Source organism: Bradyrhizobium sp. STM 3557, from assembly GCF_045571465.1.
In the GTDB taxonomy this organism is placed as follows: Bacteria; Pseudomonadota; Alphaproteobacteria; order Rhizobiales; family Xanthobacteraceae; genus Bradyrhizobium.
Genome location: NZ_CP120697.1, coordinates 5,230,488 through 5,245,083, shown reverse-complemented (window position 1 = coordinate 5,245,083; position 14,596 = coordinate 5,230,488). Strand labels below are relative to the sequence as shown.

Annotated in this window: 17 protein-coding genes; 14 read left to right on the top strand and 3 right to left on the bottom strand. The window is 64.5% G+C overall.

The genetic code is table 11. The features are described 5' to 3' along the window. Nucleotides 1-167: 167 nt before the first annotated feature. From P6U24_RS24110 to P6U24_RS24085, 6 genes are all read left to right on the top strand, one after another. Nucleotides 168-1,028: a MaoC/PaaZ C-terminal domain-containing protein gene (locus tag P6U24_RS24110; protein ID WP_407154978.1), complete on the top strand. Its 861-nt coding sequence runs from the start codon at nucleotides 168-170 to the stop codon at nucleotides 1,026-1,028. A gap of 174 nt (nucleotides 1,029-1,202) precedes the next feature. Next, a complete protein-coding gene (locus P6U24_RS24105; protein ID WP_407154977.1) occupies nucleotides 1,203-2,081 on the top strand; it encodes an SDR family oxidoreductase in 879 nt (292 codons plus the stop codon). Nucleotides 2,082-2,213: 132 nt separating this feature from the next. Continuing rightward, on the top strand, nucleotides 2,214-3,167 hold the full coding sequence (locus tag P6U24_RS24100) for a dihydrodipicolinate synthase family protein (RefSeq protein WP_407154976.1): 954 nt from the start codon (nucleotides 2,214-2,216) through the stop codon (nucleotides 3,165-3,167). 3 nt (nucleotides 3,168-3,170) lie between these two features. Next, complete coding sequence (locus P6U24_RS24095; protein ID WP_407154975.1) at nucleotides 3,171-3,974, top strand: NUDIX hydrolase; 804 nt, start codon at nucleotides 3,171-3,173, stop codon at nucleotides 3,972-3,974. A 117-nt stretch (nucleotides 3,975-4,091) separates the two neighbouring features. Then, the gene (locus tag P6U24_RS24090) at nucleotides 4,092-6,773 is read left to right on the top strand and encodes a PAS domain S-box protein (RefSeq protein WP_407154974.1); all 2,682 of its coding nucleotides are present in this window, start codon (nucleotides 4,092-4,094) and stop codon (nucleotides 6,771-6,773) included. A gap of 176 nt (nucleotides 6,774-6,949) precedes the next feature. Next, a complete protein-coding gene (locus P6U24_RS24085) occupies nucleotides 6,950-7,399 on the top strand; it encodes a hypothetical protein (RefSeq protein ID WP_407154973.1) in 450 nt (149 codons plus the stop codon). 57 nt (nucleotides 7,400-7,456) lie between these two features. On the opposite strand, the gene P6U24_RS24080 is transcribed toward P6U24_RS24085, so the two are convergent. Further along, complete coding sequence (locus P6U24_RS24080; RefSeq protein ID WP_407154972.1) at nucleotides 7,457-7,840, bottom strand: VOC family protein; 384 nt, start codon at nucleotides 7,838-7,840, stop codon at nucleotides 7,457-7,459. A gap of 369 nt (nucleotides 7,841-8,209) precedes the next feature. Between P6U24_RS24080 and P6U24_RS24075 the strand changes: the two genes are divergently transcribed. From P6U24_RS24075 to P6U24_RS24045, 7 genes are all read left to right on the top strand, one after another. Further along, complete coding sequence (locus P6U24_RS24075) at nucleotides 8,210-8,722, top strand: hypothetical protein (RefSeq protein ID WP_407154971.1); 513 nt, start codon at nucleotides 8,210-8,212, stop codon at nucleotides 8,720-8,722. A 118-nt stretch (nucleotides 8,723-8,840) separates the two neighbouring features. Further along, complete coding sequence (locus P6U24_RS24070; RefSeq protein WP_407154970.1) at nucleotides 8,841-9,392, top strand: hypothetical protein; 552 nt, start codon at nucleotides 8,841-8,843, stop codon at nucleotides 9,390-9,392. Nucleotides 9,393-9,977: 585 nt separating this feature from the next. Beyond that, on the top strand, nucleotides 9,978-10,391 hold the full coding sequence (locus P6U24_RS24065; protein WP_407154969.1) for a DUF3775 domain-containing protein: 414 nt from the start codon (nucleotides 9,978-9,980) through the stop codon (nucleotides 10,389-10,391). Between the two features lie 215 nt (nucleotides 10,392-10,606). Further along, nucleotides 10,607-11,053, top strand: a complete 447-nt coding sequence (locus tag P6U24_RS24060) for a host attachment protein (RefSeq protein ID WP_407154968.1) — start codon at nucleotides 10,607-10,609, stop codon at nucleotides 11,051-11,053. 93 nt (nucleotides 11,054-11,146) lie between these two features. Then, nucleotides 11,147-11,497 carry a hypothetical protein gene (locus P6U24_RS24055; protein ID WP_407154967.1) on the top strand — a complete coding sequence of 117 codons (351 nt, stop codon included), beginning with the start codon at nucleotides 11,147-11,149 and terminating at the stop codon, nucleotides 11,495-11,497. 219 nt (nucleotides 11,498-11,716) lie between these two features. Continuing rightward, entirely contained in the window at nucleotides 11,717-11,896 is a 180-nt protein-coding gene (locus P6U24_RS24050; protein WP_407154966.1) for a hypothetical protein, read from the top strand. 21 nt (nucleotides 11,897-11,917) lie between these two features. Further along, nucleotides 11,918-12,382, top strand: a complete 465-nt coding sequence (locus P6U24_RS24045) for a dienelactone hydrolase family protein (protein ID WP_407154965.1) — start codon at nucleotides 11,918-11,920, stop codon at nucleotides 12,380-12,382. Nucleotides 12,383-12,607: 225 nt separating this feature from the next. Here P6U24_RS24045 and P6U24_RS24040 read toward each other — a convergent pair whose 3' ends face one another. Together P6U24_RS24040 and P6U24_RS24035 are read right to left on the bottom strand one after the other, a co-directional pair. Beyond that, a complete protein-coding gene (locus P6U24_RS24040; protein ID WP_407154964.1) occupies nucleotides 12,608-12,808 on the bottom strand; it encodes a hypothetical protein in 201 nt (66 codons plus the stop codon). A gap of 237 nt (nucleotides 12,809-13,045) precedes the next feature. Continuing rightward, nucleotides 13,046-13,243, bottom strand: coding sequence for a hypothetical protein (locus tag P6U24_RS24035; protein WP_407154963.1), 198 nt, complete (start codon nucleotides 13,241-13,243; stop codon nucleotides 13,046-13,048). A 607-nt stretch (nucleotides 13,244-13,850) separates the two neighbouring features. On the opposite strand from P6U24_RS24035, the gene P6U24_RS24030 reads away from it, so the two are divergent. Further along, complete coding sequence (locus P6U24_RS24030) at nucleotides 13,851-14,558, top strand: hypothetical protein (protein ID WP_407154962.1); 708 nt, start codon at nucleotides 13,851-13,853, stop codon at nucleotides 14,556-14,558. Nucleotides 14,559-14,596: the final 38 nt, after the last annotated feature.

Below are 14,596 nucleotides of genomic sequence, written 5' to 3'. Positions count from 1 at the left end.
TGACGGGTGAGGGGTCTCTCTCCTCATTAAAGGTGGGCATTGCCGCGCGAACCCCTCACCCGAGTGAGTTTGATGCTGATGCCGGTGTAGCCCTCTCCCACAAGGGGAGAGGGCGCATCAACAAGCGCCGCGGACGGGAAGAAATGAGGCGGGAGGAAAATAACAACATGCCGATCAACTACGATGAGCTGATGGCCATGAAGAGCCTTGGCCAGAAATACAGCTACGGCGATCGCGAGGTGATGCTCTACGCGTACGGGATCGGCATGGGCGCCGACCCGATGGACGAGAAGGAGCTGGCCTTCGTCAACGAGGCCACTGCCGAGCCGCGGCCATTGAAAGTGGTGCCGACCTTCGCCTCCGTCGCGGCTTGGGGCGCTGGACCTGGCGACATGAAGCTGAACCGGGTGATGGTCGTCGACGGCGAGCGCGATATCACCTTCCACCAGCCGCTCGCGACCGCGGCGCATATCACCGCGGATTCCTCCGTGCTTGCCGTCTCCGACAAGGGCAAGGACAAGGGCGCCGTGATCCGGCATCAGACCATCCTTCGTGACGAGAGCGGCGCGCCGCTGGCGACCTTGGTGGCCTCGCGCTTTGCCCGCGGCGATGGCGGCTTCGGCGGCCCCACAGGCGGCATTCCGGATCCGCATCCGGTGCCGGCTCGCGCGCCGGACCGCAGCATCGATATTGCGACCCGCCCGGATCAGGCGCTGGTGTACCGGCTCTGCGGCGACCGCAATCCGCTGCACTCCGATCCGGCTTTCGCCAGGCGCGCCGGCTTCCCGCGGCCGATCCTGCACGGCATGTGCACCTACGGCATCACCTGCCGCGGCGTGCTGCAGACCTATGCGGATTACGATCCGTCGGCGTTCAGGCAGCACGCGGCGCGGTTCTCCTCGCCGGTCTATCCCGGCGAGACCGTCACCATCGATCTCTGGAAGGATGGCGAGGTGATCTCGTTCGAAGCACGCGTGAAGGCCCGCAACGTCACCGTGATCAAGAACGGCAGGACGGTGCTGGGTTGACGCTCATGTTAGAACGCGGATGCCTGCTCACCTGTCATTGCGACGAGCGAAGCGACCGAAGCAATCCAGAATCTTCGGCTGGGTGCCTGGATTGCTTCGTTTCGCTCGCAATGACTGTGAGAGGGTGTCCCGGAATGACAACGAAACAAAGAACAAGACGAAGGGAGGACACCCATGGGATTGCTCGACGGCAAGGTGGCGCTGATCACTGGCGCGGGCGGCGGCTTAGGGGAGGCTTACGCCAAGCTGTTCGCCCGCGAGGGCGCAGCGGTCGTGGTGAATGATCTCGGCGGCCCGCGCGATGGCTCAGGCTCCGACCAGTCGATGGCCGAGCAGGTGGTGGCGGCGATCAAGGCCGAGGGCGGCCGCGCGGTGGCCAACGGTGCGGACATTTCGACCATGGAGGGCGGGCAGTCGGTCTTCGACGATGCCATCAAGCATTTCGGCCGCGCCGACATCCTGGTCAACAATGCCGGCATCCTGCGCGACCAGACCTTCGCCAAGGCCAGCGAGGCCGACTGGGACAAGGTCATCAAGGTGCATCTGAAAGGCACCTTCTGTTGCACCCTTCCTGTCTTCCGCTGGATGCGCGAGAACGGCGGCGGCGTCATCGTCAACACCTCCTCGACCTCGGGCCTGATCGGCAATTTCGGCCAGTCCAATTACGGTGCTGCCAAGGGCGGTATCTGGGGCTTGTCCAACGTGCTGGCGATCGAGGGCCGCAAGTACAATATCCGCGTGTGGACCTTGGCGCCGGGCGCGCTGACGCGCATGACGGCGGACCTGCCGCGTTACAAAGAGAACCCGGGCGCTGCGCTTGGCCCCGACGGGATCGCGCCGGCCGTGCTCTACATGGTCTCCGACCTCTCCGGCGACCAGACCGGCAAGGTGCTCGGCGTCTCCGGCCCGCGCGGGGTGCGGGAGATGCGGATGATGGAGATGGAGGGCTGGAAGCCGCCATTTACGGGCTGGAAGGCCGAGGATATCGTCGCCCATGCGAGCGAGATCTTCTTCTCCGAAGAGCAGATCAAGATGGGCGCGCGCCGGTTCTGATGTATTGAGGTCGTCATTCCGGGATGCGCCGTAAGGCGCAGGCCCGGGATCCATATTCCCGATCGTGGTAATGGAGTCCGGGTTCGTGCCTTCGGCCCGCCCCGCAATGACGAGCATAGTGGAGACTGCACAATGAAGCTCACCGCCGACGCCAAAGGCACCTTCGCGATCGCGCCAACTCCGTTCCATGACGACGGTCGCATCGACGAGGCCTCGATCGATCGCCTGGTCGATTTCTACGGCGAGGCGGGCTGTGACGGGATCACCGTGCTCGGCATCATGGGCGAAGCGCCCAAGCTCGACGCCGCCGAGTCCGAGCAGGTCGCGGTGCGCTTCGCCAAGCGGACGAAAAACATGCAGATCATCGTCGGCGTCTCCGCGCCGGGCTTTGCCACCATGCGCTCGCTGGCGCGCGCCTCGATGGATGCCGGCGCTGCGGGCGTCATGATCGCGCCGCCGCCGAGCCTGCGCACCGACGACCAGATCACCGGTTACTTCAAGCAGGCGCAGGAAGCGATCGGCGAGGACATTCCCTGGGTGCTGCAGGACTACCCGCTCACGCTCAGCGTGGTGTTCACACCATCGGTCATCCGCAAGATCGTCATGGACAGCCCCTCCTGCGTGATGCTCAAGCACGAGGACTGGCCGGGCCTGGAGAAGATCTCGGCCTTGAGAGGGTTCCAGAAGGATGGGTCATTGCGAGCGCTCTCGATCCTCTGCGGCAATGGCGGCCTATTCCTGGATTTCGAGATGGACCGCGGCGCCGACGGCGCCATGACCGGCTATGCCTTCCCTGAGCTGCTGGTCGACGTCGTCAAGCTGTCGCGGGAGGGGAAGCGCGATGCTGCACATGACCTGTTCGACGCGCATCTGCCGCTGATCCGCTACGAGCAGCAGCCGGGCGCCGGCCTTGCCGTGCGCAAATACGTGCTGCAGAAGCGCGGCGCAATCGCCTCGAGCGCCCAGCGCAAGCCGGCCTCCGGCATCAGCGCCACGGCCAAGGCCGAGGTCGATTATCTCTTGTCGCGCGTCGCCCGCTATGACCGCCGCGCCAATCTGCAACCGCAATCGAGCGCGGCGGGTTAGGAGATGGCCGAGCCCGCCGCAATCCGTCCGGCTTCCACCGTGCTGCTGCTGCGCGACAACACGGGCGCAAGCGAGATCGAACTATTCATGATGGTGCGTCACCATCAGATCGAGTTCAACTCGGGCGCGCTGGTGTTTCCGGGCGGCAGCGTCGACGCGAACGACAAGGAGATCGCAGCCCGCCCGGCGCTGTATTCCGATGGTGGGGGATTGGATGCGCAGGCGCTCGGCTTCCGCATCGCCGGCGTCCGCGAGACTTTCGAGGAGAGCGGCATCCTGCTGGCGCGGGCCAAAGGCTCCGGTGTGCTGATCGATGCGGGCCGAGCGCGCGAAATCGAAGCGGAACGTCGCGCTGACCTGTGCGAGGGCAAGACCGCCTTCCTCGACGTCGTGGCCGGCAACGATCTCGTGCTCGCGCTGGATGCGCTGGTGCCTTACGCGCACTGGATCACGCCCGAGGGCATGCCGAAGCGCTTCGATACCTGGTTCTTCCTGGCGGCGGCACCGCCGGACCAGCTTGGCGCCCATGACGGGAAGGAATCCACCGATTCGATCTGGGTGTCGCCCCGGGAGGCCCTGGCCGGTGGCGACAGCGGCCGCTTCAAGCTGCCATTCCCGACCACCCGCAACCTGATCCGGCTCGGCAAGCAGGCCACCGTGGCCGCAGCCCTCGCTTATGCCAGGGATATGGACATCGTTACCGTGATGCCGGTGATGACCAGGACGGCTGATGGCGGGCGCCAGCTGCGCATTCCCCGCGAAGCCGGCTATGATGGGGAGGTGTTCGAGGTCGGCGCGGTGGGTTAAGGCATTAACGGGGAGGCACACACGATGCGACACCCCGAAGTTACTTTGTTCGTAATTCGTTCTCCAGGCCGCGGCGCGGCTGATATATAGTTCGGTTCCGAAACGGATCCCTTGAGTATGCCAGCAGTGTTCGCGGTAATTTTTAATCGCGTCCGGTCGTTGTCGCTGTCGATCGGGCAATTGACCTTCGGCAGTTTTCTGCTGCTGCTCGCGATCATCACCGCGACCAGCATGGCCAGCGTGATCGCGATCCGCCACATCGATACGACCTTTGCCGAGCTGCAGCGGCTGCAGAATGTCGGCGATCTCGCCGAGGAGATCGACGGCCGCATGAACGAGCTCAGGCTCGCGGCGCGCGATTTCGTGACCGATCCCGGAGCACGCTCCGATCGCGTCGTCCAGGCGGCGAGCGAGTTGAGCGCGCTTCTGAAGAAGACCCGGCTCGAGCTGGCGCCGGAGCAGCAGGCGATGATCGACGGCGTGTCGCAGCGGCTCGCCAATTACCGCGAAGGCATCGACCGCGTCGGCGAGCTGATCGGCCATCGCGCCGAGCTGCTCGCCACCTTGCCGGCGACACGGGTCCGCTTCGAGGGCACAATCGCCGAGGTGCAGGACCGCAGTACGGCCAGGGCGCTGTTCCGCCTGCAGAACCAGATCAATGGCGCGCTGCTCGCGCATGATCCGGCCGGGGCCGAGCAGGCGGCGCGGGGCATGCGGGCGCTGCCGATCGACGATTCCAACCTGCGCAGCGCAGCCGACAGCTACGCTGACAGCATCATCGCGATCTCAAGTACCGAGGCGGAGATCGCGCGTCTCGATAAGGAGGTGCTGGGCACCGAGGGCCGGCTGATCGGCCGCGTTACCGAGCTGTTGCGGGCGCTCAGTTCCCAGCAGGGCAGGGTGCTGTCGCGCGATTTCGCCCGCACCCTTGCCGAGACCAAGTGGCAGAGCATCATCCTGGGCAGTGCTGGCGTGCTCATCGGCATCTTTGCCGCGCTGTTCGTGGTCCGGCGCACCGTGCGGCCGCTGGTCTCGATCGCCGGCTCGATCCGCGCGCTTGCCGCAGGGCAGAAGGAAGCCTCGATCCCGGCGACCGATGTCGAGAATGAGATCGGCGACATCGCCCGCGCCGCCGAGGTGTTCCGCCGCACGCTAGTCGAGGCCGACGCCTCGCGTGAAGCCGCCTTGCGTGCGCTCGCCGAGCAGCGGCTGGCGGAGGAAAGCTACCGCAAGCTGTTCGAGGCCTCGATCGACGGCATTTATGTCACGACGCCGGGTGGCCTCGTCGTCAACGCCAATCCGGCGCTGGCGCGGATCATGGGCTATGAGTCGGCGGAGCAGCTCATCAGATCGGTCGGCGACATCTCGGAGTCGATCTACGTCGATCCAAGCGCGCGCGCGGAGTTCCAGGCTCTCATGCAGCGCGACAGCATGGTGCGCGATTTCGAGTACCAGGTGCGCCAGCGCAACGGCGACATCCGCTGGCTTTCCGACAGCGCGACCGCGGTACGCGACGAGCACGGCGAGGTGGTCCGCTACGAGGGCAGCGTCCGCGACATCACCGATCAGAAGCGTGCGGAAGAGGCGATCGCCGAAGGTCGCAGGCTGCTGCAACAGGTCATCGACACCGTGCCCGCGGTGATCAACGTCAAGGACCGCAATCTCCGCTATGTCCTAATGAACCGCTACATGGCCGGCATTTTCAGTGTCGAGCCCAAGGATGCGCTCGGCCGCACCACCAACGAAATCATGGCGCGTTACGGCGCCAACAAGACCGATGCCAACGACAAGCGGGTGCTGGCGACCAAGGCGGATCTCGGCTTCTACGAAGAGGAATACAGGGATTCCACCGGGACAATGCGGCAGTGGCTGGTCAACAAGATGCCGCTGCTCGATGCCGATGGCGAAATCGACAAGATCGTCACGGTGGCGCTCGACATCGGCGAGCGCAAGAAGAGCGAGCGCGAGATGCTCAAGGCCAAGGACGCCGCCGAGACCGCGCTGCGCAACCTGCGCGAGACTCAGGCATCGCTGATCGAGGCGGAAAAGCTCGCCGCGCTCGGGCGCATGGTCGCGGGCGTCGCCCACGAGGTCAACAATCCCGTCGGCATCAGCCTGACGGTGGCGTCCGCACTGGAGCGCAAGACCGAGCGCTTCGGCGAGGAGGTCAAGCGCGGCGAGCTCCGGCGCTCCAGCCTGAACGAGTTCCTCGACACCAGCCGCAGCGCGGCCGCGCAGCTCGTCTCCAATCTCAACCGCGCCGCCGAGCTGATCCAGTCATTCAAGCAGGTCGCCGCGGACCGCAACTATTCCGACCAGCGCACCTTCGACCTTGCCGATCTCACTGAGCAGGTGGTGATGAGCCTGCGGCCTGGCTTACGCAAGCACAACCTGACGCTCACGGTCGACTGCCAGCCCAATCTGGTCATGAACAGCTATCCGGGCCCCTATGGCCAGGTGCTGACCAACCTGTTCCTCAATGCCGTGGCGCATGCTTTCCCGGACGGCCGGCCCGGGCTGATCGAGATCCAGGCCCGCGAGTGCGGCCGTGATAATGTCGAGATCGTCTTCTCCGACGATGGCTGCGGCATGAGCCTCGACGTCCGCCGCCGCGCCTTCGATCCGTTCTTCACCACCCGCCGTGACCAGGGCGGCACCGGGCTCGGGCTGCACATCGTCTACAACATCGTCACCAACCGGCTCGGCGGTCGGCTCGACCTCGATTCGGAGCCCGGCTCGGGCACGCGGATTCAGATCATCCTGCCGCGCACCGCGCCGCTGGAGCAGGCCGCGGAGTAGAGGAGCGGTGCGCCCGGTATTTCAGTCGCGCCGCGTGTGTGGCGCTTTGAAGAGCTGAACGAGATTTTCCGTAGTGCTCCGTCTTGACTGTCACGAAGCCGCGACCGAATCGCGTTCTGGCCCGGTTGATGCATATTCATCGCCGCACCGTGGGGTGGTGCTGGAGCAGGATGGAAATGAGCAACTGGATCGTTTCCGGCGGCCGCGCGCCGCATCGAGGTCGTGATGCATTTGCGTGCGCTTCGCAGCCGAGGCAGGCCACGCGCTGGAAGCCACCATTGCAGATGACGAGCGCTGCCTTGCTGATTGCGCTGACAGCGCCGCCGGCGCTGGCGCGCGATCGCGGGCAATATGCCGGCTCGTCGCCGGAGATGAAGGCGTGGTTCGACAGTCTACGCAGCGGCAAGGGGCCGTGCTGCTCGGACGCCGATGGCAGCGCGGTGAGCGACGTCGATTGGGAAACCCGGAATGGGCACTACCGGGTGCGCATCGATGGCGAATGGGTCGATGTGCCCGACGAGGCGGTCATCACCGAACCGAACCGCGTCGGCCGCACCATGGTGTGGCCGATGCGCGGCTATCTCGGCATCTCGATCCGCTGCTTCATGCCGGGCAGCATGACTTAGTGCGAAACCCGGGTCACGGCTTGGTCGCCAACGCCCGCGCCGGGCGAGAGCGGCGGCTCAGGCGTATTTCTTGTCGCGCTCGAGCAGCTCGATCGAGATGCCCTGCGGCCCGCGGATGAAGCAGATGCGCACGCCGGGCCGGATCGTGGTCGGCTCGGTGGTGAAGGTGACGCCCTTGGCCTTGAGCTCGGCGGCGACCGCATCGATGTCCTTCACTGTCAGCCCGAAATGGTCGAGCCCCTGATACGGTGTCACCGGCGGCGCGCCTACGCCGTCGCCCGGCTTGACCGGCGCGATGAAGACGCTGGCGCCGCCGAGCTTGACGTCGATGCGGCCGGGATTGCGGATGATCTCGCCCCCGAGAATGTCCTGGAGCCAGGTCGCGGTCGCCTCCGGGTCGGGGCTGCGCAGGTGGATATGGTCCCAGGTGACGTTCAGCATAAGCGCGATCTCTCTCGACGTGACTTGCTGCAGTGGAAAGCGAAGATAGGTCGGCTGCATGTTAGCCGCCCGTATCCTGCAAGGCCATCCCGGCTGGAGCCGATCGGAGCACTTTGCGAATTCGCCCTCTAATTGTCGACTTCGCATGCAACTATTTCGGCGTTGGCGGGTTGAGGCGCCAAGCGCACGGAAGCGCTGGTCGGTGGTGCTGAGATGAGCACGGGGCTCTATCGTTCGCTATGGCGCCGGTTTGACCGGACCAGCCAAGCTGGCGGTCTGCGCGAGGCTCCGAGAGGACGGCGTCTAAGGTCCGCGCTGATCGCATTTGCCGTGGGCGCGGTGCTGCTGGTTGGTGCAGGAGCTTGGCTCGTGGTCTGGGTCGACGACAGCGCGAGTGCCGACGGCAGTTCGATTCGCGTGGCCGGCGAGGCCCCTGCCGGCCAGGCGTACTGGGACGGCGCTTCGGAAATGGCAGCTCAAGGCGAGGCAGCTCCGGCGGCAACGGCGCCTGCGACTGCGGGGCAGAATGAGGCCAATGCCGCGCCCGAGCCAACCGTACCGGAGGACAAGGCGGCCTCCCTCGAGCCGCCGGCCATCAACGGCTTGCGAATCTCCTCACAGTCCTGGCGCAGGGGCGGGCTCGGTTCAAAGGCGCTGGTGACCTTCACCTTGCGCAATGACAATCCCTACCCTGTGAAGGACTTTGAACTCGCCTGCGCTTTCAGCCGCCGCGACGGCAGCCATCTCACCGATCGCACGCGGATCGTTCCGGGACTGGTCGGGATGAAGAGTCGGAAGACCTTCACGGCGGTTCATGTCGGCTTCGTCAACGTTAATGCCAGCAAGGCAAAGTGTACGCTGGTGACGGCGAATAAAATCTAATTAGGTCACGCAAAGTTTCCTTTTGCCTTTGAACCGGCGTGACCATGTAAGGAACATATTCTCGTGGTCCCCCGTTGGGAGGACAGTCTGGCGAGCGTCCGGACGGAGTGGTACCCTTATGCCCGTGTTGCGCTATTTTGTGTTTGTCGGCGGCGCCCTGTTGGCACTGCTGTTCGTGTGTGACGCGGTCGTTCCTCAGATCCCGCTTCCGGCTACGCTCAAATCCGGGTCCGATCTGCCGACGGTGCGGATTCATTCCGAGCGCAGGTGGCCCGAACGAGTTGTGATCGACACCACCGTGCCGACGGTTGCACCGGTCAAGGTCGCCAAAGCGGATGCGCCGAAGGCCGATACCGGACAGGAGGCCGCTACCCCGAGCGATACGCAAAAGGCGAAGGTGCGTGACGCTTACGCGCAGATCCAGACCGCTGAGGCAAAGACCGCAACCTCGGTAGCGATGGCCGGGACCGCCGCGCCCAAGACGGCCGAGCAGGCCAGGTTCAAGATGGCCGACGCGACTGCGCCGAGAGCGGGGGAGTCCAAGTCGGAGTTGAGCAGGCCGGAAGCCAAGCCGAAGCGCAAGGTCGCGAAGGTTCATCCGCAGCGTCCGATGATGCTGGTCGCGCAGCAACCGCAGCCGCATTTCGGCTTCTTCGATTTCACCTGGTAAGCACCGCGCCCGTGGCTCGAGCTAACAGCGCGGCAGATGCTCTTGATCTGCGTGTCCAGCAGCCTCTCACGCTCGTCCGATGCAGCCCTGACATAAGCGTCATCAGTATGACGGCCACCGGCAGAGAACGATGGGCGGCCTCCACCGCCCGGGCCGCGAGCGCTGAAGCCATGACTGCCAAAGTGATGAGCCGTGCCCTGGCCGCCGCGTGCTGCGGCCGGATGCAACGACAGCATGAGAGACGCGGCGATAACCCTCGCCGGTGAAATCATGTTCACCATCCGCCGACCTTTTCGCAATGCGCTGGCCCGTGCTGCCGGGCCATTTCGGGTCGATCTGTCGCACTCTCGGCCGCGTCCGGCATGGTCATGAAGCCGTAGGGTAGTTGAATCTCCGCAATGTGAGGTCTCGTGAACAGAGCGCCTTTGCTACAATCCGCTCTGCTCCTGTGCACAGACAAGGCGGAAGGCGCCGCCGGCCCGCCTTGATCCTGCGCAAGGTGCGGCAGCGCGGAAGGCTTAGGTGTGTTCTGCTGGTTGGACCGAAGGCGTTGCCCCGGTGCGACGAGGACACCAAGGAGGCACTTTGATGCAGACCATTCCAAACCTGTCGATCTCGCCGGAGAAGGTCGCCTTCGTGGTCGCGAAGATCCGTCAGTCCGAGATGGAATCGTCGGAACCCGAGCTGCTTGCGGATCTCACGGATGATGACACCGTTCATGGGGGCAGGGGGCGAGGTGTCAACACCGACCGCTCCGAGCTGGCGAGCTTCATCCGCGGCCTCAATGTCGACGAGCAGATCGACCTCGTGGCGCTGATGTGGCTCGGCCGCGGCGACGGCGGACCGGAGAACTGGGACGAGTTGCGTGCGCAGGCCGCGCAGGCCCACAACAACCGGACCGCCACCTATCTGATCGAAACGCCGATGCTCGGCGATTATCTCGAGGAGGCATTGTCACAGTTCGGCCTGTCGCTGGAGGAGTTCGAGGAGCGCCTGTGAGCTGCAGGAGAGCGGGTCCGCGCCCCGCGGCGACGATGGTCTCGCGCCAGTGAACAGATCGTGCGCTGAAATTGAACGTCTGCCGCCCTGCGTTCATGAGCAGTTCAAGTTCAGGGCAGCACGACTGTCGTGTTTGCCAGCGCTCCTATGCTTTCCGAGGTTCGCGTAGGAGCCAGTTCCCGATTGTGCGTGAACTTCGGAAGCGGAGCATTCGAATGGACAAGATGAAGATCGGCACGGGTGCCTGGGTGGTCGTTTGTGACGGCCGCAAGGCACTGATCCTGGAGAACGTCGGCGACACCATGTTTCCGAACCTGCATACCAAGCAGGTTCGCGAGCAGGCCAATCCACGGACAGCCGATCTCGGCACCGATGCGCCGGGCTCAGTGCATCCAGCCGTCGGAACGGCGCGCAGCGCGGTCGAGCAGACCAACTGGCATGACGAGGCCGAGCGCCTGTTCCTGAAAGAGCTCGCCGGCCGACTGCATCAGGCCGTGCAGTCCGGCGAGACCAAGGCGCTGACCATGGTGGCGTCGCCGCGGGCGCTCGGCATGATCCGCGCCGACTATTCGGACGCGGTGCGCAAGGCGCTGCGCGGCGAGGTCGACAAGGACCTCGTCAAGCTGCCGGTCTACGAGATCGAGAGGCAACTGCTGGCGTGATGTGGCGACAGACGGTTGCTGGTGCGCGGCGGAACGCCGCCGCGCATCCGGCCCGCCAGTTGCTGCAGGACGCCTCGGTGATGGAGGTGACTGATGAAGACACTGCTCTCGGTCGCGATCGTGATGGCGTGCCTGGTCACGGGCTCCTGGGCGCAGACCGCGTCACCTGGCGCGCCGTCCGCACCGGCCCGAGGGAATGCTCAGAGCAATGCTGCGCCCGAGACTGCCGGCGGCGGCGAACGGGTCGCTTGCCAGGCTGCAGCGCAGGCCGCGAAGGGACAGGAGCGCCGCGACCAGATGCAGCTCTGCATGGCGCAGGCGCATCTCGACTGCCTGAAGCAGGCGATCGATCAGAAGGTCGTCGGCGCCCAGCGCCGTGACTTTGTGAGAAACTGCGTGGGGACCGACGGAAGACAGCAGCGATCTGACACATCGGACGAATGATGGCCTGATGGTCGCTGGCTACCGGCGCAGGATTCCGCTAGCTTGGCGGCGTAAAAGGCGTGGGTTGGACGGTTGGCTGGTCAGGCGATGCGGCGGTGTACGATCTTGGTCATCTGCATCGCATTGGCGGCGTTGTTGCCTGCGCTCACATGGCCTGCATTCACACGATCTGCGTTCATTTGGCCTGCATTCGCCGCCGAGGCCGCACAAGACATCGTGGTGCAGGGCACAGACGGACCGATCGCCGTCAAGCTGTTCTCAGACGGGCAAGGCGGCGAACGGCCGGCCGTGATCATGCTTCATGGCCGAGAAAATCCGGCGCAATTGCCTGCACCCTATCTGCATTGGGGCCGAGAGATCGCGGCGAAGGGCTTTGATGCCTATCTCGTCTCCTACTAGGATGCTGCGGACGCCGAGGCCATGGCGTCGCCTGATCGTGCGGAACGAGTGGCCTACTTCGGCGCGCACCTTGCCGTTTGGAGCGATCGCGTTCGCGCTGTCGTCACCCAGGCGCTCGTGCGCGACGAATCCTCCGGGAAGGTCGGGCTGCTCGGCTTTTCCAATGGCGGTTTTCTCGCGGTGCAGTCGGCGGCTGCCGATGAGCGTGTCGCGGCGCTGGTCGTGTTCTATGGCGGTTTGCCTGGCAAGCTGGAGATTGCACGTCTGCCGCCGCTGCTCGCTCTACATGGCGATGCCGATCGCGTCATTCCGTTGTCGTCGGGGCAGGGCCTCGTGGACAGGGCGCATGCACTCGGTGGCATCGCGGAGCTTGTGGTCTATCCCGGCGCGGCGCACGGGTTCGACTTCCACCCGGAGCGCTCGGACGCACGTGACGCCAGCGATCGAGCGCTATCTTTCTTGGAACGGCAGCTTGGGCGGAGATAAGCGGTGCAAGCCATCATCTATCTCGCCTGCCAGGCCGAAAGCCGCAGATGAGCCCAGCCGGCAGGCGGCGCGGCTAACGACGTGCTGTTTGGCGAAGCCCAGCAGATACGGGGGCTGGTCCAGGATTCTCCCCAACGGTCCGGGGAGCCTGAGAAGAGAAGGCCTGAGACAACGGCCACGCGCTTCCGCAGCGCATCAGGCGCCAGTGGCGATCGACGCGGACGCTCAGTGCGCGCGGGCGAGCCTAAGCTTTTCCTCGGTATCGGAGGCTGCCGGAACGAGGCTTGCGTCCTGATGCGCGACGCCCTTTTCCACGATCTCGTATCCGCATTCATCGAGCCAGGCGATCAACCGATCGGCCATGGCGTAGTCCCAGCTCGGATAGGATCGGGCGATCACTTGGCGCGGTGTAAGCTTGCGAGACATGCTCAACCTTTGACGGCTTGTACGCTCCCGCCGAGTGAACCCGGGAACCCGACGGCGGTTCCAGATGCCATCTCCCGTGGCAGGACGACAGGTTCACATCTGAGTGCACGGCGGTGGTTTTGCGGGCGTCGTTAGCGATTGGTTGCGGCACGACGCCGCCAGGTTCAACGCAGCCCGCCCGCTTGGCCCACTAGGCCCTGATGTCATCGGTCGAGCGGATAACGGCGGCCTGGCGGCTCAGCAGGCCGGCGTAAGCTCTGGCGATGCGCGCCCGGGCATGGGGAGAGCCGCGACCTGCTCAGTGCCGGCCTGCGGCTTCTGTACGATCTCGTAACCGCAATCTTGGAGCCAAGCGATCAGCCTATCAGCCATGGCATAGTCCCAGGTTGGATAGGAGCGGGCGATCACTTGGCGTGGCGTAAGCTTACGAGACATGACTAAATACCTACCTGCTTTCGTTCTTCCGCACGCCCGCCCGAAAAACGCCGGGCAAGAATCGCTATGCGCCGCAATTCACACACAGCGGCCCTGGTGGGCCTGCGGGCAGCCCTTGTTTCGGCTGCTTTCCTCCTAACTAATTAAGGAGTTCCGCTTTTTTGCGATGGAAGTTGGCTTTTTTTGTTGCGGCCGTCCAAACGTAAATGTCTGTGTCCAATGGTGCACCGCGTTGCACGCGATAGCTAGTAGAACGGGGCTCCGCGCGCGCTGTTGCGCTACCCGAGCGTGTATTCGACGCGGCTGTTGCGATGATCTGCCGCACCGAATCGCTTGCGATGCATGCGCCGGATCATCTGCTTCCAAAGGTCGTATCCATCGGAAACGCCACGCATCATTCTTCAGGGCGCCGGGAGCTGACCTAACAACGACGAGGTGAGGAAGAGCTTCGATAACCAGCGGCTGGATCAACGGTGCAAGCTCCGCCGGACCGTCGGCGCAACCCGGAGGTGATCATTCGCGGCGTTTCCGCTGACAGCGACGCAATTACGCTTCCCGTTGCAGCTTCCGAGACCTGGCATAAAATGGCGCCACGTGAGAGCGGATCATGAACGCGGACAATCGTAGCAAGCTCAACGACCGCGTGATCAGGGCGGCAGAGGCGGCCCTGGCGGCACAGAAATACGTGAGTTCGATCGATGTGCTGGTCGGAATTGGATGGCTTGATCCCGGATTGCTCAAGCGCTGGCAGCAGGGGCAGATCGGCTATCTCGAGGAAGGTATCCAGACCAACCAGTCGCGTATCTCGGAGGCCATGAAGCTGTTTCGGTCGTGGGCCACAGCCAAGGGTTTGCGTCCGAGCGAGACGCACTATGTGGCGCGGACGCCCTCACGCCAGACGCTTCAGTTCAGCAAGAGCGGAGATCCAGCGATCGAAAAGCTGTACCGCACACATTGGATTTCGAGCGAACTCTCTGAAAAGGAGCGGGAGAAGCTGGCCGAGAAGGCGAGCCGCGCGCCCGAGCTCGTCGTGATCCAGCCCCTGAATGATGAGTGGACGTGCCACCGGTGCCATGGCAGGGGACGTCTTCTTATGATGGAAGAGGCCGGCCCGGCGTGCCTGGGTTGTGCCGGGCTCGGCGATCTCGAATTCCTGCCGGCCGGGGACACGCTGCTCACACGCCGCGCCAAAGCGAAGAGCTCGAGGTATGCCGTGGTGGTTCGGTTCAGCAGAACCCGAGGCCGCTATGAGCGGCAGGGCCTGTTGGTCGAGCCGGCAGCGGTGCAGGCGGCACAACGCGAACTCGATCGATGAGCACCGGCATTGACGTGCGCCCTGCTTGAAGCTGAGAT

What these genes read in the sequence shown, in the direction of transcription:
- P6U24_RS24110 (WP_407154978.1), top strand. Translation starts at nt 168, where the DNA reads ATGCCGATCAACTACGATGAGCTGATGGCCATGAAGAGCCTTGGCCAG.
- P6U24_RS24105 (WP_407154977.1), top strand. Translation starts at nt 1,203, where the DNA reads ATGGGATTGCTCGACGGCAAGGTGGCGCTGATCACTGGCGCGGGCGGC.
- P6U24_RS24100 (WP_407154976.1), top strand. Translation starts at nt 2,214, where the DNA reads ATGAAGCTCACCGCCGACGCCAAAGGCACCTTCGCGATCGCGCCAACT.
- P6U24_RS24095 (WP_407154975.1), top strand. Translation starts at nt 3,171, where the DNA reads ATGGCCGAGCCCGCCGCAATCCGTCCGGCTTCCACCGTGCTGCTGCTG.
- P6U24_RS24090 (WP_407154974.1), top strand. Translation starts at nt 4,092, where the DNA reads ATGCCAGCAGTGTTCGCGGTAATTTTTAATCGCGTCCGGTCGTTGTCG.
- P6U24_RS24085 (WP_407154973.1), top strand. Translation starts at nt 6,950, where the DNA reads ATGAGCAACTGGATCGTTTCCGGCGGCCGCGCGCCGCATCGAGGTCGT.
- P6U24_RS24080 (WP_407154972.1), bottom strand. Translation starts at nt 7,840, where the DNA reads ATGCTGAACGTCACCTGGGACCATATCCACCTGCGCAGCCCCGACCCG.
- P6U24_RS24070 (WP_407154970.1), top strand. Translation starts at nt 8,841, where the DNA reads ATGCCCGTGTTGCGCTATTTTGTGTTTGTCGGCGGCGCCCTGTTGGCA.
- P6U24_RS24060 (WP_407154968.1), top strand. Translation starts at nt 10,607, where the DNA reads ATGGACAAGATGAAGATCGGCACGGGTGCCTGGGTGGTCGTTTGTGAC.
- P6U24_RS24055 (WP_407154967.1), top strand. Translation starts at nt 11,147, where the DNA reads ATGAAGACACTGCTCTCGGTCGCGATCGTGATGGCGTGCCTGGTCACG.
- P6U24_RS24045 (WP_407154965.1), top strand. Translation starts at nt 11,918, where the DNA reads ATGGCGTCGCCTGATCGTGCGGAACGAGTGGCCTACTTCGGCGCGCAC.
- P6U24_RS24040 (WP_407154964.1), bottom strand. Translation starts at nt 12,808, where the DNA reads ATGTCTCGCAAGCTTACACCGCGCCAAGTGATCGCCCGATCCTATCCG.
- P6U24_RS24035 (WP_407154963.1), bottom strand. Translation starts at nt 13,243, where the DNA reads ATGTCTCGTAAGCTTACGCCACGCCAAGTGATCGCCCGCTCCTATCCA.
- P6U24_RS24030 (WP_407154962.1), top strand. Translation starts at nt 13,851, where the DNA reads ATGAACGCGGACAATCGTAGCAAGCTCAACGACCGCGTGATCAGGGCG.